The following is a 17,359-nucleotide window of genomic DNA, read 5'->3' on the forward strand; positions in this document are numbered from 1 at the left end:
CCGGCGGCCCCTGATATAAAGAGAAAGGAACTCCCTATGCACATCCGTTTATCCGAGCATTTCAGCTATGCCAAGCTCCTGCGCTTCACCTTCCCCACTATCGTCATGCTGATCTTCACCTCCATCTACGGCGTGGTAGACGGCGTTTTCGTCTCCAACTACGCGGGCAAGACCGCCTTCGCGGCGGTGAACCTCATTATGCCCGCCCTGATGATTTTCGCCACGGTGGGCTTCATGCTGGGCACCGGCGGCAGCGCCGTGGTGGCCCGCACCATGGGAGAGGGGGACCTGCCCCGGGCAAACCGCTACTTCTCCCTCATCGTCGCCGCCGGCGTCCTCGCCGGCGCGGTGCTGACGGTTCTGGCGGAGCTCATCATGGAGCCCCTCTGCCTCCTTCTGGGGGCCGCAGGAGAAATGCTTCCCCTTGCCGTCCGCTACGGGCGCATTCTCTCCCTGGCCCTGGTGCCCTTTATTTTGCAAAATATGTTCCAGAGCTTCCTCGTGGCGGCGGAGCGGCCCAAGCTGGGGCTGTGGCTCACGGTGGCGGCGGGCCTGACCAACATGGTGGGGGACTGGCTTCTGGTGGGGGTCCTGCCCTGGGGCGTGGCCGGGGCGGCCATCGCCACGGTGGCCAGCTCCCTGGTGGGGGGCGTGGTGCCCCTAGTCTACTTCCTCCTGCCCAACAAGACCCCTCTCCGCCTGACGAAAACCAGACTGGAGGGCCGGGTCCTGGCCCAGACCTGCTCCAACGGCTCCTCGGAGATGATGGGGAACCTCTCCACCTCCCTGGTCAGCATCCTCTATAACTTCCAGCTCATGCGCCTCATCGGGGAGGACGGCGTGGCGGCCTTCGGGGTCATCATGTACGTGAACTTCATCTTCATCGGCGTCTTCATGGGCTACTCCATCGGCGCGGGCCCCATTGTCAGCTATCACTATGGCGCGGGAAACCAGGAGGAGCTGCGAAGCCTCCTGCGCAAGAGCCTCCTTTTGATGCTGGCGGGCTGCGCCGGGCTCACCGCCGCCGCCGTGGGCATGGCGTTCCCCCTGTCCCGGATCTTTGTGAGCTATGACGCGGACCTGCTGGCCCTCACCGCCCGGGGCTTCCGGCTGTACGCCCTGTCCTTCCTGGCCATGGGCTTCAACATCTTCGGCTCCGCCTTTTTCACCGCCCTGGGAAACGGCGTCCTCTCCGCCGCCATCGCCTTTCTGCGGACCCTCCTCTTTCAGACGGCGGCCATCTTCGTCCTGCCCCTCTTCCTGGGGCTGGACGGCATCTGGCTGGCGGTGACGGCGGCGGAAGTCCTGACCCTGGCGGTAACCATCCTGTTCCTCCTCACCCAGCGCAGGCGCTACGGCTACGGCGGCTAACCCCGAAGCTCCATTCCCGCCGTGCCCCCCACCACAATGACGGCGGGGGCCGCGGCCTCCCGGGCCCGCTCCGCGATGTCTCCCAACGTCCCCCGGATGGTCCGGGGGGCGTTTTTTCCGCCGATCACGGCAACGGGGGTATCCGGCGGCAGTCCGGCTCCGGTAAGCCCCCGGGCGATTTCCTCCAGCCGGGACAGGCCCATGAGAAACACCAGCGTCCCCCCTAGCCGGGCCAGCTCCTCCAAATTCTCCGGCAGTCCGTCCGCCGAATCCGCCGTGCGGGCCGTAACCACGCAGAAACTCCGGCCCACCCCCCGGTGGGTGACGGGAATCCCCGCCGCCCCCGGCACAGCCACGGCGGAGGTAACTCCGGGCACATACTCCCACGCAATTCCGGCGGCCTGGAGGGCCAGGGCCTCCTCCCCGCCCCGCCCAAAGACGAAGGGGTCCCCGCCCTTGAGGCGGACCACCTGTTTTCCCTCCCGGGCCTTGGCAATAAGCAGGGCGTTGATGTCCTCCTGGGCCATGGAGTGCCGTCCCCGCCGCTTGCCCACATAGATTTTTTCCGCCCCCTCCGGGGCCGCGTCCAGCAGCGCCTGGTCCAGCAGATCGTCGTAAACCACCGCCCCGCAGCGCTCCAGCAGCCGCAGGCCCCGGACGGTAATCAGGTCCGCCGCCCCGCAGCCCGCGCCCACCAGATAGACCTTCCCCATCCCGGGCGCACCTTCCAGCACCGCCGCCAGCGCGGCCTCCTTCAGGGGAAAGCCCTGTTCCATACAATCCGAAAACAGCCGGGCAAACACGGCGGCGCGGTTTTCCTCCGCCACCCGTTTTTGGACCATGGGACGCAGGGAGGCCAGGTAGTCCAGCAGCTCCCCGAAGTCCTCCGGCAGACGCTCCGAAACCCGCCGCCCCACCCAGGCGGCGGCGCTGGGGCTGGCCCCGGCGGTGGAGACGCCCACGGTCAAATACCCCCGCTTCACCAGGGCGGGAAACAGGAAGGTGCACTGCTCCTTGTCATCCACCGCGTTCACCGGAATGCCCCGCTCCCGGCAGAGGGCCGCAATCCCCCGGTTCACCTCCCGGTCATCCGTGGCGGCAATCACAAAGCCTTTCCCCTCCAGCATCGCGGGCGCAAAGGACCGGCGGAGCCGCGTCAGCCCCGGCAGGGCCTCGATTTCCGCCAGCAGCTCCGGCGCGGCCACGGTGAGCCGGGGGCCGTAGGGCAGCAGCTTTTGAAGCTTCCGAAGGGCCACGGCCCCGCCGCCTACGACCAGGCCCTCCCGGCCCTCCAGGTCCATAAAAAACGGAAAATACCCCATGTCAGCCCTCCTCCGGCAGTTGGCAGAAATAGCGCCGCCCCCCGGGCCCTTCGCTCCGGTCCAGCCGGACCCCCATGACCCGCTCCAGCACCTTGCTTTGATAGACCGCCTCCGGCCCGCCCAGGGCCAGCAGGCGTCCCTCCCCCAGCACAGCCACGTCATCCGCCGCGGTCAGGGCCAGGCAGAGATCGTGGAGGACCAGCACCACCCCCCGCCCCTCCTCCGCCAGGCGGCGGACCAGGGCCAGGACCTCCAGCTGGTGCCGGATGTCCAAAAAGGTGGTGGGCTCGTCCATGAGAATGGCCTCCGTCTCCTGGGCCAGGGCCATGGCGAGGTAGGCCTTCTGCCGCTGTCCCCCGGAAAGCTCCGGCAAAGGCCGATCCGCCAAATCCAAGGCGTCCGCCGCCGCCAGGGCCCGGTCCACCGCCTCATAGTCCTCCCGGCCATAGCGCCGGGGATAGGAGAGGTAGGGAAACCGCCCGTGGAGAACCAGCCGCCGGACCGTGATGTTGGGCGCCGTCCGGGACTGGGGAAGATAGGCGACCCGCTGGGCGGCCTGCCGGGGGCTGTAGTCCCGCCTTCCGTCCAGCAGCACCTCCCCGCCCAGGGGCGGCAGAAGGCCGGCCATGGTCCGCAGCAGCGTGCTCTTTCCGCAGCCGTTGGGCCCCAGCAGCGCCAGCACCCGCCCGGGCCGCGCCGCCAGGGACACGCCCGCCAGCACCGCCCGGCCCGGATAGCCCGCCGAGAGATTTCTCGCCTCAAGCATGCCCGCGCCTCCTTCCCCGTCTCTGCCGCAGAAGAAGCCACAGGAAAAACGGCCCGCCCAGCAGGGACAGCACCACCCCCACCGGCAGCTCATAGGGGGCGAACAGCGTCCGGGCCAAAATATCGCATACCGTCAGCAGCGCCGCGCCCCCCAGGGCGGACGCCCAGAGCAGCCGGGCGGAGCTGTCCTCCCCCACCAGCCGCCGGACCATGTGAGGGGCGATGAGGCCCACAAAGCCCAAAAGCCCCGCGAAGCTCACCGCCGACCCCGCCAGCGCCGCCGCCAGGGCCAGCAGCACCAGCCGCAGCCGCCGGGCGGGAAGCCCCAGGCTCCGGGCGGTCTCCTCCCCCAAAAGCAGCACGTCCATCTCCCCCGCCAGGGACAACGCCAGGAAAAGCGCCGTCAAAGCCACCCAGAACGCCGGGGCCACCCGGCCCATGGAGAGGTTCGCCACGCCTCCCACCCGGAAGTCCGTGTAGCCGTTCAGCGCGTCGGGGAAGAAGGTCAGCACGGCGTCGATGCCCGCGCTGAACATGCCGGACACCGCCACCCCCGCCAGCACCAGGGTCATTCTGGACGCGCCGGTCCGGGTCCCGATGGCCAGCACCAGCCCAACGCCCCCCAGGGCGCCCAAAAAGGCGGCGAAGGGAAGCGCCGCCGTCCGGGCGGGCCAGAGGGCGGCGCACAAGGCCGTACAAAGCCCCGCCCCGGCGTTGACGCCGATGACGTTGGGCGCCGCCAGGGGATTTCCCAGCACCCCTTGGATGATGGTCCCCGCCGCCGCCAGCGCCGCCCCCGCCAGAAGGCAGCCGCAGGTCCGGGGCAGCCGGGCATAGAGGACGATCTGAGCCGCCGCCCCGCTCTCCCTCCCCGCCAGGGCGGAGAAGACCTCTCCCGGCCCCAGGGGGACCGCCCCCAGGCACAGGCTCAGCAGGGCGGAGAGGACCGCCAGCGCCCCCAGGGCCGGGAGGGCATATTTAGTTCGGGTAGAGGATATCCGCAAGTCCTTCATAGGCTTCCCCCCAGCGGGCGTTGGGCTTCAGGTTGTAAAGCTTGTGGTCCAGGGTGATGAACCGCCCTTCCCGCACCGCCCGGAGAGTCCCCCAGGCGGGGTTCGAGAGCAGGGCGGCATCCAGGGACTTCCGGGCCGCCGCGGCGTCCGCCCCTTGAAGCACGGCGAAGATATAGTCCGGGTCCCCGGCGATGATGCCCTCCAGGCTCAGATTTTCCAGCAGCCCCCCGCTGTCGGCGATGTTGACGCAGCCCAGCGCCGCCAGCATCTCCCCCAGGACGCTGCCCTCGCTGCCCTTGGCCTTGCAGCTGCTGCCGCTGGCCCGGACATAGAGAACCTTCGGGGCGCTGCCGTCCTGCCGGGCAACCGCCGCGTCCACCTGGGCCCGGACGGCGATCCCATAGATCTCGTACCGCTCCGGCTGTCCCGTGAGGCGGGTGCAGATTTCCAGCATCCGCAGGTAGTCGTCGAAGCAGTCCACCTCGAAGTAGGCGGCGTTCAGCCCCGCCTGGGCGAAGGTATCTTTCAATTCCAGGTTCGCGGCGGTATTGACGCTGGCCAGAATCAAATCCGGCTCCGCCGCCAGCAGGACCTCCAGATTCGGCTCCTTCACGGCCCCCAGGTCCGCCACGTCCTCCCCCAGTCCCAGATCGAAGGAGGTCCAGGCGTCCCCGGCGGCGGCGATGAGGCTGTCCCGCCCCCCGGCCAGGCACCAGATGTCGGCAAAGCTGCCGATCATAGCCGCCACCCTCCGGGGCGGCTCCAGGGCAAACGATTGTCCCAGGTCATCCGTAAAGGTTACCGCCTTTTCAGAAGGCGGCGGATCTCCGGCCGGTTTCCCCGGCGCTCCACAGGCGGTCAGCGGCAGCAGCAGCGCAAGCAGCAGGCAAAGGCGTTTCATGGTTTTCCATTCTCCCATCAAGCGGCAAAGGAGACGGACCCCAGGCCCGCCTCCTTTCCGTCAAAATCGTATCAGGCGTACTTCGCCACAATGGCGTTCAAATCCTCCCGGTGAGTCTCGGACCACTGGGCCCAGCTCTGTCCCTGCGCCGCCGCGGCCCTTCCCAGCTCCACCAGCAGGGCGGGGATATCCTTCTCCAGGATTACCGCGCCCGCCTCGCCGAAACGGGCCTCGTCCAGGGCGTCGCCGCCTCCCAGGAACAGGCGGAATGCGGGCTGGGGCTTCTTGTCCTCCAGGCGCACGCCGCCCTGGAAGCCGATGGTCCCCGCCTGGTGGGCGGCGCAGCTGGAGGGGCAGCCGGAGATCCGAATCCTGGGCAGGGCCCCGTCAGGGATGCCCGCCTCCCGGACCGCGCTTACCGCGGCCCGGAGCAGCCCCTGGCTGTCCCGGACGCCCTGCTGGCAGACTGTGGCGCCGATACAGGCCACGCTGTATTCAAACTCCGTCTTCGCCCCGTCCTCCGTAAGGGCCAGGACTTTTTCCGCCCCGGCGGCGGGGAGATTGATGATATACAAAGTCTCGTCCGGTCCCACCCGGCACTCCGCGTTGCACAGGTCCTTGATGGCGGCGTACAGCCGGGCGGGCTTCTCCGCCGGCAGGAGGCCGCCCACGGGGTGGTACTTCACCGTATACATTCCCGGCTGCTTCTGCCGGATGGCCCGTGGGTGTTCCAGCGTCTCCTCTCCCCCGCAGACATCGGCCAGGGCCTCCAGCCGGGGCAGTTCCAGCCCTCCCTCCGCCTTGGCGGACTCCACGTTTTTCAAAAACGCCTCCTTAAGCCCCTCGGGGCCCAGGGTGTCCTGCATGAAGCGGGTCCGGGCCTTGGCCCGGTTCTCATAGTTGCCGTGCCGGCAGAAGGTGTCCACCATGGCCTTGACGTAGTAAAGGACCTCTCCAGGCTGGACAGCCTCGTCCACCAGCACGCCCATGCGGTGGCCCATGGCCCCCAGGCCCCCGGCGATGCGGAGGGAGAAGGTCCCGTCCGCCTGGGCCCGGAAGCCCATGTCCCGGAAGGCGCTGTGGACAGAGTCGTCCGCGCCGTTGGAGAACGCGATTTTCAGCTTCCGGGGCATGTGAATCTCCCGGCAGACGGAGAGAAGGTAGTCCGTCACCGCCGCCGCGTAAGGGGACGGGTCAAAGGCCTCCCCCTCCTGCACGCCGGAGAGGGGGCTGCACATGACGTTCCGGGGGTTGTCCCCGCCGCCGCCCCGGCAGAGGATGCCGCAGGCGGCGGCCTCCTCCATAATGGCGGGCACCTGCTCCGCCGCCAGGTCGTGGAGCTGCACCGTCTCGCAGGTGGTGAGCTTCAATCGCCGGACCTGGTACTTCTCCACGGTATCCGCCAGGAATTTCAGCCGCTCCAAGGTCAGCCGCCCGGCGGGCAGGCGCAGGCGGAGCATGTGCTTCGCCGCGTCCCGCTGGGCATAGCTGCCCATGCCGCCGGAGCAGCCCTTGTAGTCCTTCCTGTCAATTTTGCCCTCCTGGAAATCCCGGATTTTCCCGGAGAAGGTTTCAATCTCCTCTCGGTAGGTCTGGAGCCATTTCTGGTCCATCATCACACACCGCCCTTTTTCAAGCTGTCCGCCCAGCGGCGGATTCTAATCACGGAGGTTATTTTACCACAGGGACGGGCCCGACCGCAATCCCCTATTTCAGGTTTTCACGGCAGATCCTCGGGTTCCAGAAGCGGGAAGCCGCTCTCCGCCAGCAGCCTGGCAAAGACGCCCTGTCCGCTGACTCTCCGCCCGCTGAATGTGCCGTCATAAACCTGCTTCACGCCGCAGCTGGGGCTCCTGGGCTGGAGCACGGCCAATTCCGCGCCCTCCCGCCGGGCGATGCCCAGGGCCGCTTCCGCTCCCCGGCGGAAAGCCTGGTCCACGTCCTCCCCGTCCCGGGTGGTGACCGCGCCGCCCACAATCTCCGCCGGAGTCCGGGGCGTGGGCAGGCCCCCCAGTTGTTCCGGGCAGACGGGCACGGCCTCATGGCCCTCCTTTTTCAGCCAGTCCAGCAGTCCGGGACACAGGTTGTTCCCTCCGCTGTACTTGCAGTTCTCTCCCAAGAGGCACGCGCTGACCAGCACCTTCATTCCGCCAGCCCCTCCAGATAGTGGACGAACTGCTGGGCCGTCCGGCCGGAAAAGCCGCCGTGGCGGACCTCCCAGGCGTTGGCCTTGACCATCAGCTCCTTCTCGTCCATCTGAATCCCCTGGCGCTCCGCCAGGGCCTTGACGATGGCCTGGAACTCCTTGGGGCTGGGGGCGTTGTAGTTGATGGTCACGCCGAACCGGGCCGCCAGGGAGAGCTTTTCCTCCATGGTGTCGGAGCGGTGAATGTCCCCGTGGTGCTCCATATCCTGCCGGTCGTTCCAAGTCTCCCGGATGAGGTGGCGGCGGTTGGACGTGGCGTAAATGAGGACATTCTCCGGCCGGGTCTCCACGCCGCCCTCAATGACGGCCTTGAGGAACTTGTATTCCACCTCGTTTTCCTCGAAGGAGAGGTCGTCGATAAAGATGATAAAGCGGTAGTTCCGGTTTTTGATCTCCGCCAGGATGCGGGACAGCTCCCCGAACTGGTGCTTGTAGATCTCGATCATGCGAAGACCCCGGTCGTAGTACTCGTTAATGAGGGCCTTGACGCTGGTGGATTTTCCCGTCCCCGCGTCGCCGTAGAGCAGCACGTTGTTGGCGTGCTTCCCGGCCAGGAACGCCTCCGTATTCCGGCGCAGCTCCGCCTTCTGGCTCTCATAGCCCAAAAGATCCTCCAGCCGCACGCCGTCCACATTGCTGATGGGCAGAAACTCCAGCCCATCCTCCCGCCGGATGCGGAAGGCCCGGTTCATGGCGAAGACGCCGTAGCCGTACCGCTTGTAATAGTCTGTCACCAATTGGAACATCTCATGCCCGTTTTCCGCCTCCGACAGCGCCTTCCGGAGGGCCAGGACCTGGGCGCTGACGTCCCGGTTATAGGTCCGCTCCCGCTTGGGGATGGCGTGGTAGGCGGTGAGGATGGAAAAGCAATCTGTCAGCAGGTACCGCTCCAGCTCGGAAAAATCGTAGTGGAAGAGCTGGTGGAAAACGGCGAAGTCGCTTTCCGCAAAGCGGTTCACGCTGCCGCCCTCCGTGGCGCCCACCCGCTCGCAGGTCCGGGTGAAGGAGTTTTCGTTGGTCATGAGGACCCAGGTGAGATAGCACTGCCAGAGATTTTCGTCAAAACCGCAGGCGGTGGAGAGGTCCAGGATGCGCTTGACCTCCGCGTTGGCGCGCAGAAGCAAAGGCTCCTTCGCGCCGCCGGTTTTGCACTCCCGGATAATCTCCGCCAGGCGGACCAGGATGCTGTCCGGCCCTAAATCGCTGTAAAGAATGAGGTGGGGAAGGATACGGTTCATAGCGGTCAATCCTTTCTTGAAAAAACGCCGCCTGGGGAGGCGGCGCTTTTCGGAAGCTGAGCAATCAATTGGAGGCGGTATCGGGGTCGGTATCGTCGCCCCAGAGCATGTTGCGCCGGAGCTCCGCGCCCACGGTCTCCATCTGGTGCTGGGCCAGCTGACGGCGCTTGGCGTTGAAGAAGGTCCGGCCGTTTTTGTTTTCGGCAATCCACTTCCCGGCAAACACGCCGTCCTGGATGTCCGCCAGCACCGCCTTCATGTTCTTCTTGGTCTCCTCATAGGGGAGAATCCGGGGACCGGAGACGTATTCGCCGTATTCCGCCGTGTCGGAAATGGAGTAGTTCATCATGGCCACGCCGCCCTTGTTGATGAGGTCGATGATGAGCTTCATTTCGTGGATGCACTCGAAGTAGGCGTTCTCCGGGGCATAGCCCGCCTCCACCAGAGTCTCGAAGCCCAGCTTCATCAGCTCCACCACGCCGCCGCAGAGGACGGCCTGCTCGCCGAAGAGGTCGGTCTCCGTCTCATCCTGGAAGGTGGTTTCCATGACGCCGCCTCTCGCGCCGCCGATGCCCGCCGCATAGGCCAGGGCCAGATCCAGGGCCTTCCCCGTGGCGTTCTGCTCCACGGCGACGAGGCAGGGCACGCCCTTGCCGTTGACATACGTAGAGCGGACGGTGTGGCCCGGGCCCTTGGGGGCGATCATGGCCACGTCCACCCCGGCGGGGGGCACAATCTGCTTAAAGTGGATGTTGAAGCCGTGGGCGAACATCAGCAGGTTCCCGGCTTCCAGGTTGGGGGCGATGTCGTTTTTGTAAACGTCCGCCTGGACCTCGTCGTTCACCAGAATCATGATGATATCGGCCCATTTGGCGGTATCCGCCACGGTCTGAACCTTCAGCCCCGCCGCCTCGGCGCCCGCCCAGTTCTTGGAGCCCTGGCGCAGGCCCACGCACACGTCGCAGCCGGATTCCTTCAGGTTCAGGGCATGGGCGTGGCCCTGGGAGCCGTAGCCGATGATGCCGATTTTCTTCCCGTCCAGCTTGCCCAGGTCGCAGTCCTTTTCATAGTACATTCTTGCCATATTCATATTCCTCCTTCAATTTGCTCTCGTCATATATCGTGCTACGCCCTCTTTCGATGGCGATAGTACCCGTCTTGGCAATCTCCAGGATGCCGAAGTCCTCCAGCATCTGAATCAGCGCCGCGTTCTTGCTCTGGGAGCCGAAGACCCAGACCGTCAGGGACTCCTTGTCCACGTCGATGATATGGCCCCGGAAGATGTTGGTCATCTGGATAATCTCGTCCCGGGTGCCGTGGTCCGCCGCCCGGACCTTGATGAGGGCAATCTCCCGGCGGATGCAGGTCTCCTCGTCGAAGATCTTCACCGCCTGAACCCCCAGGAGCCTGCGGCACTGAGTGGCCAGCTGGTTGACCACCAGCTCGTCCGCCAGCAGCTCGATGGAGATGCGGGCGGTGTGGGGCCGGTCCGTGGCGCCGGAGACAATGGACTCGATGTTATAGCCCTTCCGGGAGAAGAGCCTCGCCACCTGGCTGAGGATGCCGGGGGTGTCCTCCGTCAGGATGCAGAGGGTGTAGAGCTTCTTCTCCGTGTCCCATTGCTTTCTCATGACTCTCCTCCTTCGCTCAGCAGGAAATCCGTAATCTCGGACCCGGAGGCCACCATGGGCCGGACCATCTCGTCGATGTCCAGCATACAGTCGAGGACCGCCGGCTCCCGGGCCGCCAGGGCCTGGGCCAGGGCCTTTTCCATGTCCTCCTTGCTCTTCACCCGGAAGCCCCGGATGCCATAGGCCTCCGCCAGCTTCACGAAGTCCGGCCCCCGGTCCAGGGTGGTTTCGGAGTAGCGCTTTCCGTAGATGAGGCTCTGCCACTGGCGGACCATGCCCAGGGTGCCGTTGTTAAAGACCACGGTTATGATGGGCAGCCTGTAGTGCTGGACCGTCGCCAGCTCGTGGCAGTTCATGCGGAAGCACCCGTCCCCGGTGATGTGGAAGACCCGCTTGCCGGGGTGGGCCGTCTGGGCCCCGATGGCGGCCCCCAGGCCAAAGCCCATGGTGCCGAAGCCGCCGGAGGTGAGCATCTGGCCGGGGTACTGGAAGTGGAGGTACTTGATGGCCCACATTTGGTGCTGGCCCACGTCCGTGGCCACCACCGCGTCCTCGGGCATCTGGAGCCGGATGGTTTCCAGCACCTGCTGGGGGGTGAGGTGGTCGCTGTCCTCGGCCACCGACGGGGCCCGGAGGGGCAGGATGTGGGCCTTCCATTCGCTGTGGTCGTACTGGGGCAGCTTCTCGTTCAGCATGGCCAGCACCCGCCGGGCGGAGCCGATGATGTGGTGGTCCGTCAGCACGTTTTTGTCAATCTCCGCCCGGTCGATGTCGATTTGGACAATCTTGGCCTGGCGGGCAAACGTCGCCGGGTTCAGGGCCACCCGGTCGGAGAAGCGGCAGCCCACGGCGATGAGCAGATCACACTCGTCACAGGCGGTGTTGGAGGCCTTGGAGCCGTGCATGCCGATCATGCCGGTGGTCAGGGGGTGGCTTCCGGAGAAGCCGCCGCCGCCCATGAGGCTGATGGCTACCGGGGCGTCCAGCTTTTCGGCAAACGCCTTGAATTCCTTGTCCGCCCGGCCCAGCACCACGCCGCCGCCGCAGATGACGAAGGGCCGCTGGGCCTGCTTAATCATCTCTAAGAGGATGTCCACGTCCTCTTGGTTGGGGGTGGGCTTTTTCAGCTCGTGGTCCCGGTTCAGCTCCCGCATTCCGGCACAGCCCCGGTTCTCCCGCCAGGGGACGAACTCATATTCAATCTCCACGCTGGGGAAGGTCACGTCCTTCAAAAAGTCGATGAGCACCGGCCCCGGCCGCCCGCTGGCGGCCACGGCGAAGGCCTGGCGCATGACGGCGGGAATCGCCGCCGGGTCCCGGACTAAGAAGGTGGCTTTCGTAATCGGCATGGCGATGCCGGTGATGTCCACCTCCTGGAAGGCGTCCTTGCCCAACGTGGCCTCGGTGACGTTGCAGGTGAGAAAGACCACCGGGGAGGAATCCAGATAGGCGGTTGCGATGCCGGTAGTCAGGTTTGTGGCCCCGGGGCCGGAGGTGGCGAAGCACACGCCGACCTTCCCGGTAGACCGGGCGTAGCCGTCCGCCGCGTGGGCCGCCCCCTGCTCGTGGGCGGTGAGGATGTGGCGGATTTTGTCCTGGTAACGGTACAGCTCGTCATAGACGTTCAAAATGGTGCCGCCGGGATAGCCGAAGACGGTGTCCACCTCCTGCTCCAGCAGGCACTCCATGATGGCCGCGGTCGCTCTGATTTTCATAGGCGCACTCTCCTCCTCCGGCGGTTCATTTCCATATTTTCACCGCGTGTTCGTCCTCCGCCAGGCACAGCTCCCGCAGAGTCTCCAGCTCCTCGCTGTGGTCCTCCAGCGGGTCCTCATACTCCAGCACGGCGGCCACGGAGAACGCAAAGCCCTCCTCGCCGTACTGCTTCCATAGCTCCATCAGCCGCTTGTTGGGGTGCAAGCCGCCGGAGAGCTTGGCCCGGACGCTGTTGAACGCCGCTTTCGTGTCCTTGGCGGTTCCCAGGAAGACCTCTCCCGTCTCCCTGCACCGCAGGGAGATGACGCCCATCTCCGGGCGGCGGTTCTTCCACTCCTCCGTCAGGGCTTTTTTCTGTGCTTTATCCATATCGTGGTCACTCCTTCATACCGTCAGATTTTTCCCCCGCCCTTTTGCAGGGCGATGACTCCGGTCCGGGCCACCTCCAAAATGTTGAAGGGCCGCATCATCTCCTCGAACACGTCCACCCGGTCCGGGGTGTCGGAGATCTCCAGGGTCATGGAGGTGGGGGAAATGTCCGCCGCCTTGGCCCCGCAGATGCCGCAGATGGTCATGATGTGTTCCCGGTTGTTTTTGTTGGCGCTGACTTTTATGATCATCAATTCCCGGCCAATCATGTTCCCCTCGTCCAGGGTGCGGACCTTGATGACCTCCACCAGCTTGTTCAGCTGCTTTTCCACCTGCTCCACCACGCTGTTCCCATTGTCCACAATAATGGTCATCCGGGACAGGGAGGGGTCGTCCGTCACGCCCACCGCCAGGGAGTCGATGTTGAAGGCCCGGCGGGAGAACAGGCTGGCCACCCGGTTCAAAACGCCCGCCCGGTTCTCTACCAGTATGGAAATTGTCTGTTTCATCCTTCCGTCCTCCCTCTCAGTCCGTGGTTTTCCACTCGGGGCTCACCTCCGCGATGAGGAGGCAGGGCCCCTCCTTCGCCAAAAAGCGGTCCAGCGTCTCCTCCACCTTGGCCTCATCCCGCAGCGTCATGCTGGGGACGCCGTAGGCGGAGGCGATGGCGGCGAAGTCCGGGTCCCCCTCCAGCCGCACGCCGAAGGGCCCGTGGTAGGGCTCCTTGCCCTGAATCTGGTTCACAAGGCCCAGGACGCCGTTGCGGAAAAGGACAATTTTCAAATCAAAGCCTCCGGCCTTCACGGCGGCCAGCTCGTTCATGGACATCTGGAAGGACCCGTCGCCGCAGACGGCCACCACCTGCCGCGACCGCTGGGCGGTCTTTACGCCCACGGCGCAGGGGATGGCGTAGCCCATGGTCCCCAGCCCCCCGCTGGTCAAAAACCGGGCCCCGTTGAGCCGCAGGTGCTTGCAGGCCCAGATTTGATTCTGCCCCACGTCCACGCAGACGGCGGCGTCCTCCTTTAGACGCTCGCCCAAAAGCCGCAGGAGGCGGCCCGGGAAGACGTACCCGTCCTTCGTGGGATAGCCCCGGCCCAGGTTTGTCCGGCGGAGCTCCTGGAGCATCTCCCGCCACGCCCCGCACTCCGCCCGGGCCCCCCGCTCCATCAGCTGCTGGAGGATCACCTTGGCGTTCCCCACCAGGGGAAGGGTGGACTGCATGTTTTTCCCGATTTCGGCGGGGTCCACATCGATGTGGATGTTGGCCATCCGCTTTTGAATCTCGTCCGGGGAGACGATGGCCCGGTCCGCCACCCGGGTGCCGATCATAATGAGAAGGTCCGACTTTACCAGGGCCTTGTTGGCCGTATTGTTCCCGTGGGCCCCGATCATGCCCATGTTCAGCGGGTGCTCCGTAGACAGGAGGCTGAGGCCCATCATCGTCGTGACCACCGGGATGCTGGTGTACTCGGCAAACTGCCGCAGCTCCTCCTCGGCATGGGCCAGGAACACGCCGCCCCCGGCGCAGATCACCGGCCTTTGGGCCACGCCGATGGCCGCGGCCACGTTGGAAATCTGTTTGTCGTTGCCCCGGACGCTGGGGTTATAGCCCCGGATGCGGACCTCCTCGGGGAAGACCACGTCCGGCACCAGCTGCTCCTGCACGTCCACGGGGATGTCAATGAGCACCGGGCCGGGGCGGCCCGTGGAGGCGATGTGAAACGCCTCCTTGAGGACCACCGGCAGCTGGGCCGCGTCCTTCACCAAATAACAGTGCTTGGTAAAGGGGGTCACCGCCCCGGTGATGTCCACCTCCTGGAAGATGTCCCGCCCCAGGAGGTTGGAGGGCACCTGGCCCGTGATGGCCACCAGGGGGATGGAGTCCATATAGGCCGTGGCCACGCCGGTAATGAGGTTCGTGGCCCCCGGGCCGGAGGTGACGATGCACACCCCCGTCTTCCCCGTCACCCGGGCGTAGCCGGAGGCCATGTGCCCAGCGTTCTGCTCCGTGCGGACCAGGGTGTAGTCCAAGTTGGGGTCCTCCCGCAGGGCGTCGGCAATGGGGCAGATGGTGGCCCCGGCGTAGCCGAAGATCCGCTCCACGCCCTCCCGGGCCAGGCCCTCCATCAAAATCTGCGCGCCTGTCAGTTCCATGCTCAGCATCTCCTTTCGGTGTGGAAAGCAAAAAAGCCCGTGTCCCTCGTCGGGCCACGGACTTGCAAGAGTTCCGGTTTTGGGGGACCGGCGGTTACGCTGTTTTGGGAAAACCGCTTATCACGCCCTTGTTTCGCGCATGACCAAACGCACTATTCTGTTTCGGCGGCAAAACTACCAGTACCAGAACCAGAATAATGTACAGGCCCAGAATGCTGTTCAGAGCGTGCATCGTCATCATTGTGCGTTCCCTCCGCCGCGCAAAGCGGCCCTTTGGCGTCCTCCCCGGCAAGGGGACTTCGCCTGTCTTGAGTCGTTATTATACATGTCCGGCGCGCAAAGCGCAACAAAAAAATTGGATTCCTTCCGTTTTCCGGATAAATTCACGAATACCCGCAAATTTTTACAGCTGTTCTCGTCAAAAATGACGGAGCTTTTTCCAGGATGCGGTATCAGACCGCACAGCTTTTTTGCAGACAACGCCCGCCGGAAAACCGGCGGGCGTCGTTGGTCAGATATGAAGATTAGAGGGAAATGGAGGTGCCGGTCTCCCCGGCGATGCCGGCCTTGGCCTTTTCCAGCAGGGTGATGAGGGCCATCCTGCCCGGGCGGGACTCGGCAAACTGCACCGCCGCCTGGACCTTGGGCAGCATGGACCCGGGGGCGAACTGCCCCTCGTCCATGTAGCGCCGGGCCTCCTCCGGGGTGAGGCTGTCCAGCCACTTCTGGTCCGGCTTTCCGAAGTTCACCGCCACCTTTTCCACGGCGGTAAGGATGATCAGCACGTCGGCGTCCAGCTGCTCGGCCATCTTCTCGCTGGCAAAGTCCTTGTCAATGACCGCTGCCGCGCCCTTGAGGTGGTGCCCCTCGGTCTTGAAGACGGGGATGCCGCCGCCGCCGCAGGCCACGACCACCAGCCCGGCCTCCACCATGTCCTGGATGGACTGGATTTCCACAATGGAAACCGGCTTGGGAGAGGCCACCACCCGGCGGTAGCCCCGCCCGGCGTCCTCCACCACCTTGTAGTCCCGCTCCTTCACCAGGGCGTCGGCCTCTTCCTTGGTCATGAAGGCGCCGATGGGCTTGGTGGGATTCTGGAAGGCGGGGTCGTGGGGGTCCACCTCCACCTGGGTGAGCACGGTGGCAACCCCCTTGTTGATGCCGCGGTCCAGCAGCTCCTCCCGCAGTCCGTTCTGAAGGTCATAGCCGATGTAGCCCTGGCTCATGGCCACGCACACGGACAAGGGGCAGGGGATATACTTCTCGGGGTCCGAGCGGGTCAGCTCGGTCATGGCGTTTTGAATCATGCCCACCTGGGGGCCGTTGCCGTGGGCGATGACCACCTGGTGGCCCTGCTCAATCAGGTCCACAATGGCCCTGGCGGTCTGCTTCACTGCCGCCATCTGCTCCGGCAGGTTATTGCCCAGGGCGTTGCCGCCCAGAGCGACTACGATACGTTTACCCATGATGCGCGGCCTCTCAGAAGAACTTCCGCTTGCCGGCGGCGTCCAGGGCCATCAGGGCGGACACGGGGTCCTTCACCTTGCTCATCATAATCATGGCCGCGATGACATAGGGTTTGTAGCTGGCTTCCTTGTACAGGGGCACCAGGTAGCGGTCGAAGACGGAGTTGTCCACCTCGCCCTCGGGGCAGCTCAGGCCGGTGATGTCGGCGGGGAGGCAGTGGAGGTACAGGGCGGAGCCGTTCCGGGTCTTCTTCATCATCTCCTCGGAGCAGGTCCAGTCCTTGTGCTGGGCGTTCTGGGCCAGGAGCTTCTTCTCCAGGGCGTCGATGCCCGCCTGGTCGCCGGCCTGATAGAGCTTGGTCCGCTCCTCCATGGCGGCGAAGGGAGCCCAGCTCTTGGGATACACAATGTCCGCGTCCTGGAAGGCCTCTTCCATCGTCGCGACCTTTTTGTAGCTTCCGCCGGTGGCGGCGGCGTTCTTCTTGGCGATTTCCTCCACCTCGGGCATCACGTCATAGCCCTCGGGATGGGCCAGCACCACGTCCATGCCAAAGCGGGTCATGAGGCCGATGACGCCCTGGGGAACGGACAGGGGCTTGCCGTAGGAGGGGGAGTAGGCCCAGGTCATGGCGATTTTCTTGCCCTTGAGGTTCTCCACGCCGCCGAACTGGTGGATGATGTGGAGCATGTCGGCCATGCACTGGGTGGGGTGGTCCACGTCGCACTGGAGGTTTACCAGGGTGGGCTGCTGCTCCAGGATGCCGTCCCGGTAACCTTCCTTCACGGCGTCCATGAAGGTTTTCTGGTACTTGTGGCCCTCTCCGATGAACATGTCGTCCCGGATGCCGATGACGTCGGCCATGAAGGAAACCATGTTGGCGGTCTCCCGGACGGTCTCGCCGTGGGCAATCTGGGATTTCTTCTCGTCCAGGTCCTGGACGGTGAGCCCTAACAGGTTGCAGGCGGAGGCGAAGGAGAACCGGGTCCGGGTGGAATTGTCCCGGAAGATGGAGATGCCAAGGCCGGAGTCAAAGATCCGGGTGGACTTGTTCCGCTCCCGGAGATCCCGCAGGGCGTCGGCCACGGTGAAGATGGCGTCCAGCTCCTCGTCGGTCTTGTCCCAGGTCCAGTAGAAGTCAGACTTGTACATATTGTTGATGTGCAGCTTCTCCAGGTGCTGTGCCAGCTCGATGGTCTTAGACAT

The 17,359-nt window shown here is 65.1% G+C and carries 17 protein-coding genes; 1 reads left to right on the plus strand and 16 read right to left on the minus strand.

Annotated features, from left to right (window positions below; translation table 11 throughout):
- Window positions 1–36: 36 nt before the first annotated feature.
- Window positions 37–1,371 (plus strand): MATE family efflux transporter, encoded by a 1,335-nt coding sequence (locus tag Q1M04_RS06305; RefSeq protein WP_297998209.1) that lies wholly within the window; start codon window positions 37–39, stop codon window positions 1,369–1,371.
- Here Q1M04_RS06305 and cobA read toward each other — a convergent pair.
- The 16 genes from cobA to ygeW all read right to left on the minus strand — a co-directional run bounded on the left by cobA (window position 1,368) and on the right by ygeW (window position 17,359).
- Window positions 1,368–2,693 (minus strand): uroporphyrinogen-III C-methyltransferase, encoded by a 1,326-nt coding sequence (gene cobA, locus Q1M04_RS06310; RefSeq protein WP_297998206.1) that lies wholly within the window; start codon window positions 2,691–2,693, stop codon window positions 1,368–1,370. The two genes, Q1M04_RS06305 and cobA, sit on opposite strands and share 4 nt — an antisense overlap.
- Before the next feature lies 1 nt (window position 2,694).
- Entirely contained in the window at window positions 2,695–3,459 is a 765-nt protein-coding gene (locus Q1M04_RS06315; protein WP_297998198.1) for an ABC transporter ATP-binding protein, read from the minus strand.
- Window positions 3,452–4,471, minus strand: coding sequence for an iron ABC transporter permease (locus tag Q1M04_RS06320; RefSeq protein ID WP_297998184.1), 1,020 nt, complete (start codon window positions 4,469–4,471; stop codon window positions 3,452–3,454). Before Q1M04_RS06320 ends, Q1M04_RS06315 begins: the two co-directional genes overlap by 8 nt.
- A complete protein-coding gene (locus Q1M04_RS06325; protein ID WP_297294318.1) occupies window positions 4,437–5,372 on the minus strand; it encodes an ABC transporter substrate-binding protein in 936 nt (311 codons plus the stop codon). The genes Q1M04_RS06320 and Q1M04_RS06325 overlap by 35 nt, the downstream gene beginning before the upstream one ends.
- A 71-nt stretch (window positions 5,373–5,443) precedes the next feature.
- Window positions 5,444–6,988 carry a nitrite/sulfite reductase gene (locus Q1M04_RS06330; protein ID WP_366131777.1) on the minus strand — a complete coding sequence of 515 codons (1,545 nt, stop codon included), beginning with the start codon at window positions 6,986–6,988 and terminating at the stop codon, window positions 5,444–5,446.
- 104 nt (window positions 6,989–7,092) lie between these two features.
- The gene (locus Q1M04_RS06335) at window positions 7,093–7,518 is read right to left on the minus strand and encodes a DUF523 domain-containing protein (protein WP_297998170.1); all 426 of its coding nucleotides are present in this window, start codon (window positions 7,516–7,518) and stop codon (window positions 7,093–7,095) included.
- Window positions 7,515–8,816, minus strand: a complete 1,302-nt coding sequence (locus tag Q1M04_RS06340; protein WP_297998164.1) for an ATP-binding protein — start codon at window positions 8,814–8,816, stop codon at window positions 7,515–7,517. The genes Q1M04_RS06335 and Q1M04_RS06340 overlap by 4 nt, the downstream gene beginning before the upstream one ends.
- 64 nt (window positions 8,817–8,880) lie before the next feature.
- Complete coding sequence (gene ilvC / locus Q1M04_RS06345) at window positions 8,881–9,900, minus strand: ketol-acid reductoisomerase (protein ID WP_293279528.1); 1,020 nt, start codon at window positions 9,898–9,900, stop codon at window positions 8,881–8,883.
- Window positions 9,881–10,447 carry an acetolactate synthase small subunit gene (ilvN, locus tag Q1M04_RS06350; RefSeq protein ID WP_295756276.1) on the minus strand — a complete coding sequence of 189 codons (567 nt, stop codon included), beginning with the start codon at window positions 10,445–10,447 and terminating at the stop codon, window positions 9,881–9,883. The genes ilvC and ilvN (Q1M04_RS06350) overlap by 20 nt, the downstream gene beginning before the upstream one ends.
- Window positions 10,444–12,162: a biosynthetic-type acetolactate synthase large subunit gene (ilvB, locus tag Q1M04_RS06355; protein WP_297998141.1), complete on the minus strand. Its 1,719-nt coding sequence runs from the start codon at window positions 12,160–12,162 to the stop codon at window positions 10,444–10,446. Before ilvB (Q1M04_RS06355) ends, ilvN (Q1M04_RS06350) begins: the two co-directional genes overlap by 4 nt.
- Before the next feature lie 25 nt (window positions 12,163–12,187).
- Window positions 12,188–12,532 (minus strand): GIY-YIG nuclease family protein, encoded by a 345-nt coding sequence (locus tag Q1M04_RS06360; protein WP_293281333.1) that lies wholly within the window; start codon window positions 12,530–12,532, stop codon window positions 12,188–12,190.
- A 23-nt stretch (window positions 12,533–12,555) separates the two neighbouring features.
- Complete coding sequence (gene ilvN / locus Q1M04_RS06365; protein WP_204789943.1) at window positions 12,556–13,041, minus strand: acetolactate synthase small subunit; 486 nt, start codon at window positions 13,039–13,041, stop codon at window positions 12,556–12,558.
- 16 nt (window positions 13,042–13,057) lie between these two features.
- Window positions 13,058–14,689: a biosynthetic-type acetolactate synthase large subunit gene (gene ilvB / locus Q1M04_RS06370; protein ID WP_297998094.1), complete on the minus strand. Its 1,632-nt coding sequence runs from the start codon at window positions 14,687–14,689 to the stop codon at window positions 13,058–13,060.
- Between the two features lie 94 nt (window positions 14,690–14,783).
- The gene (locus Q1M04_RS06375) at window positions 14,784–14,930 is read right to left on the minus strand and encodes a hypothetical protein (protein ID WP_295756269.1); all 147 of its coding nucleotides are present in this window, start codon (window positions 14,928–14,930) and stop codon (window positions 14,784–14,786) included.
- Window positions 14,931–15,213: 283 nt separating this feature from the next.
- Window positions 15,214–16,155 (minus strand): carbamate kinase, encoded by a 942-nt coding sequence (arcC, locus tag Q1M04_RS06380; RefSeq protein WP_297998086.1) that lies wholly within the window; start codon window positions 16,153–16,155, stop codon window positions 15,214–15,216.
- 13 nt (window positions 16,156–16,168) lie between these two features.
- Complete coding sequence (gene ygeW, locus Q1M04_RS06385) at window positions 16,169–17,359, minus strand: knotted carbamoyltransferase YgeW (RefSeq protein WP_204789946.1); 1,191 nt, start codon at window positions 17,357–17,359, stop codon at window positions 16,169–16,171.

It is taken from the genome of uncultured Oscillibacter sp. (assembly GCF_950073225.1).
Classification (GTDB): Bacteria; Bacillota; Clostridia; order Oscillospirales; family Oscillospiraceae; genus Oscillibacter.

Bases quoted from the DNA above. Each gene is read 5' to 3' on its own strand.
- Q1M04_RS06360 (WP_293281333.1), bottom strand. From the start codon at position 12,532: ATGGATAAAGCACAGAAAAAAGCCCTGACGGAGGAGTGGAAGAACCGC.
- Q1M04_RS06335 (WP_297998170.1), bottom strand. From the start codon at position 7,518: ATGAAGGTGCTGGTCAGCGCGTGCCTCTTGGGAGAGAACTGCAAGTAC.
- Q1M04_RS06340 (WP_297998164.1), bottom strand. From the start codon at position 8,816: ATGAACCGTATCCTTCCCCACCTCATTCTTTACAGCGATTTAGGGCCG.
- Q1M04_RS06325 (WP_297294318.1), bottom strand. From the start codon at position 5,372: ATGAAACGCCTTTGCCTGCTGCTTGCGCTGCTGCTGCCGCTGACCGCC.
- ilvC (WP_293279528.1), bottom strand. From the start codon at position 9,900: ATGGCAAGAATGTACTATGAAAAGGACTGCGACCTGGGCAAGCTGGAC.
- ygeW (WP_204789946.1), bottom strand. From the start codon at position 17,359: ATGTCTAAGACCATCGAGCTGGCACAGCACCTGGAGAAGCTGCACATC.
- Q1M04_RS06305 (WP_297998209.1), top strand. From the start codon at position 37: ATGCACATCCGTTTATCCGAGCATTTCAGCTATGCCAAGCTCCTGCGC.
- cobA (WP_297998206.1), bottom strand. From the start codon at position 2,693: ATGGGGTATTTTCCGTTTTTTATGGACCTGGAGGGCCGGGAGGGCCTG.
- Q1M04_RS06375 (WP_295756269.1), bottom strand. From the start codon at position 14,930: ATGATGACGATGCACGCTCTGAACAGCATTCTGGGCCTGTACATTATT.
- ilvB (WP_297998141.1), bottom strand. From the start codon at position 12,162: ATGAAAATCAGAGCGACCGCGGCCATCATGGAGTGCCTGCTGGAGCAG.
- Q1M04_RS06320 (WP_297998184.1), bottom strand. From the start codon at position 4,471: ATGAAGGACTTGCGGATATCCTCTACCCGAACTAAATATGCCCTCCCG.
- ilvB (WP_297998094.1), bottom strand. From the start codon at position 14,689: ATGGAACTGACAGGCGCGCAGATTTTGATGGAGGGCCTGGCCCGGGAG.
- Q1M04_RS06330 (WP_366131777.1), bottom strand. From the start codon at position 6,988: ATGATGGACCAGAAATGGCTCCAGACCTACCGAGAGGAGATTGAAACC.
- arcC (WP_297998086.1), bottom strand. From the start codon at position 16,155: ATGGGTAAACGTATCGTAGTCGCTCTGGGCGGCAACGCCCTGGGCAAT.
- Q1M04_RS06315 (WP_297998198.1), bottom strand. From the start codon at position 3,459: ATGCTTGAGGCGAGAAATCTCTCGGCGGGCTATCCGGGCCGGGCGGTG.
- ilvN (WP_204789943.1), bottom strand. From the start codon at position 13,041: ATGAAACAGACAATTTCCATACTGGTAGAGAACCGGGCGGGCGTTTTG.
- ilvN (WP_295756276.1), bottom strand. From the start codon at position 10,447: ATGAGAAAGCAATGGGACACGGAGAAGAAGCTCTACACCCTCTGCATC.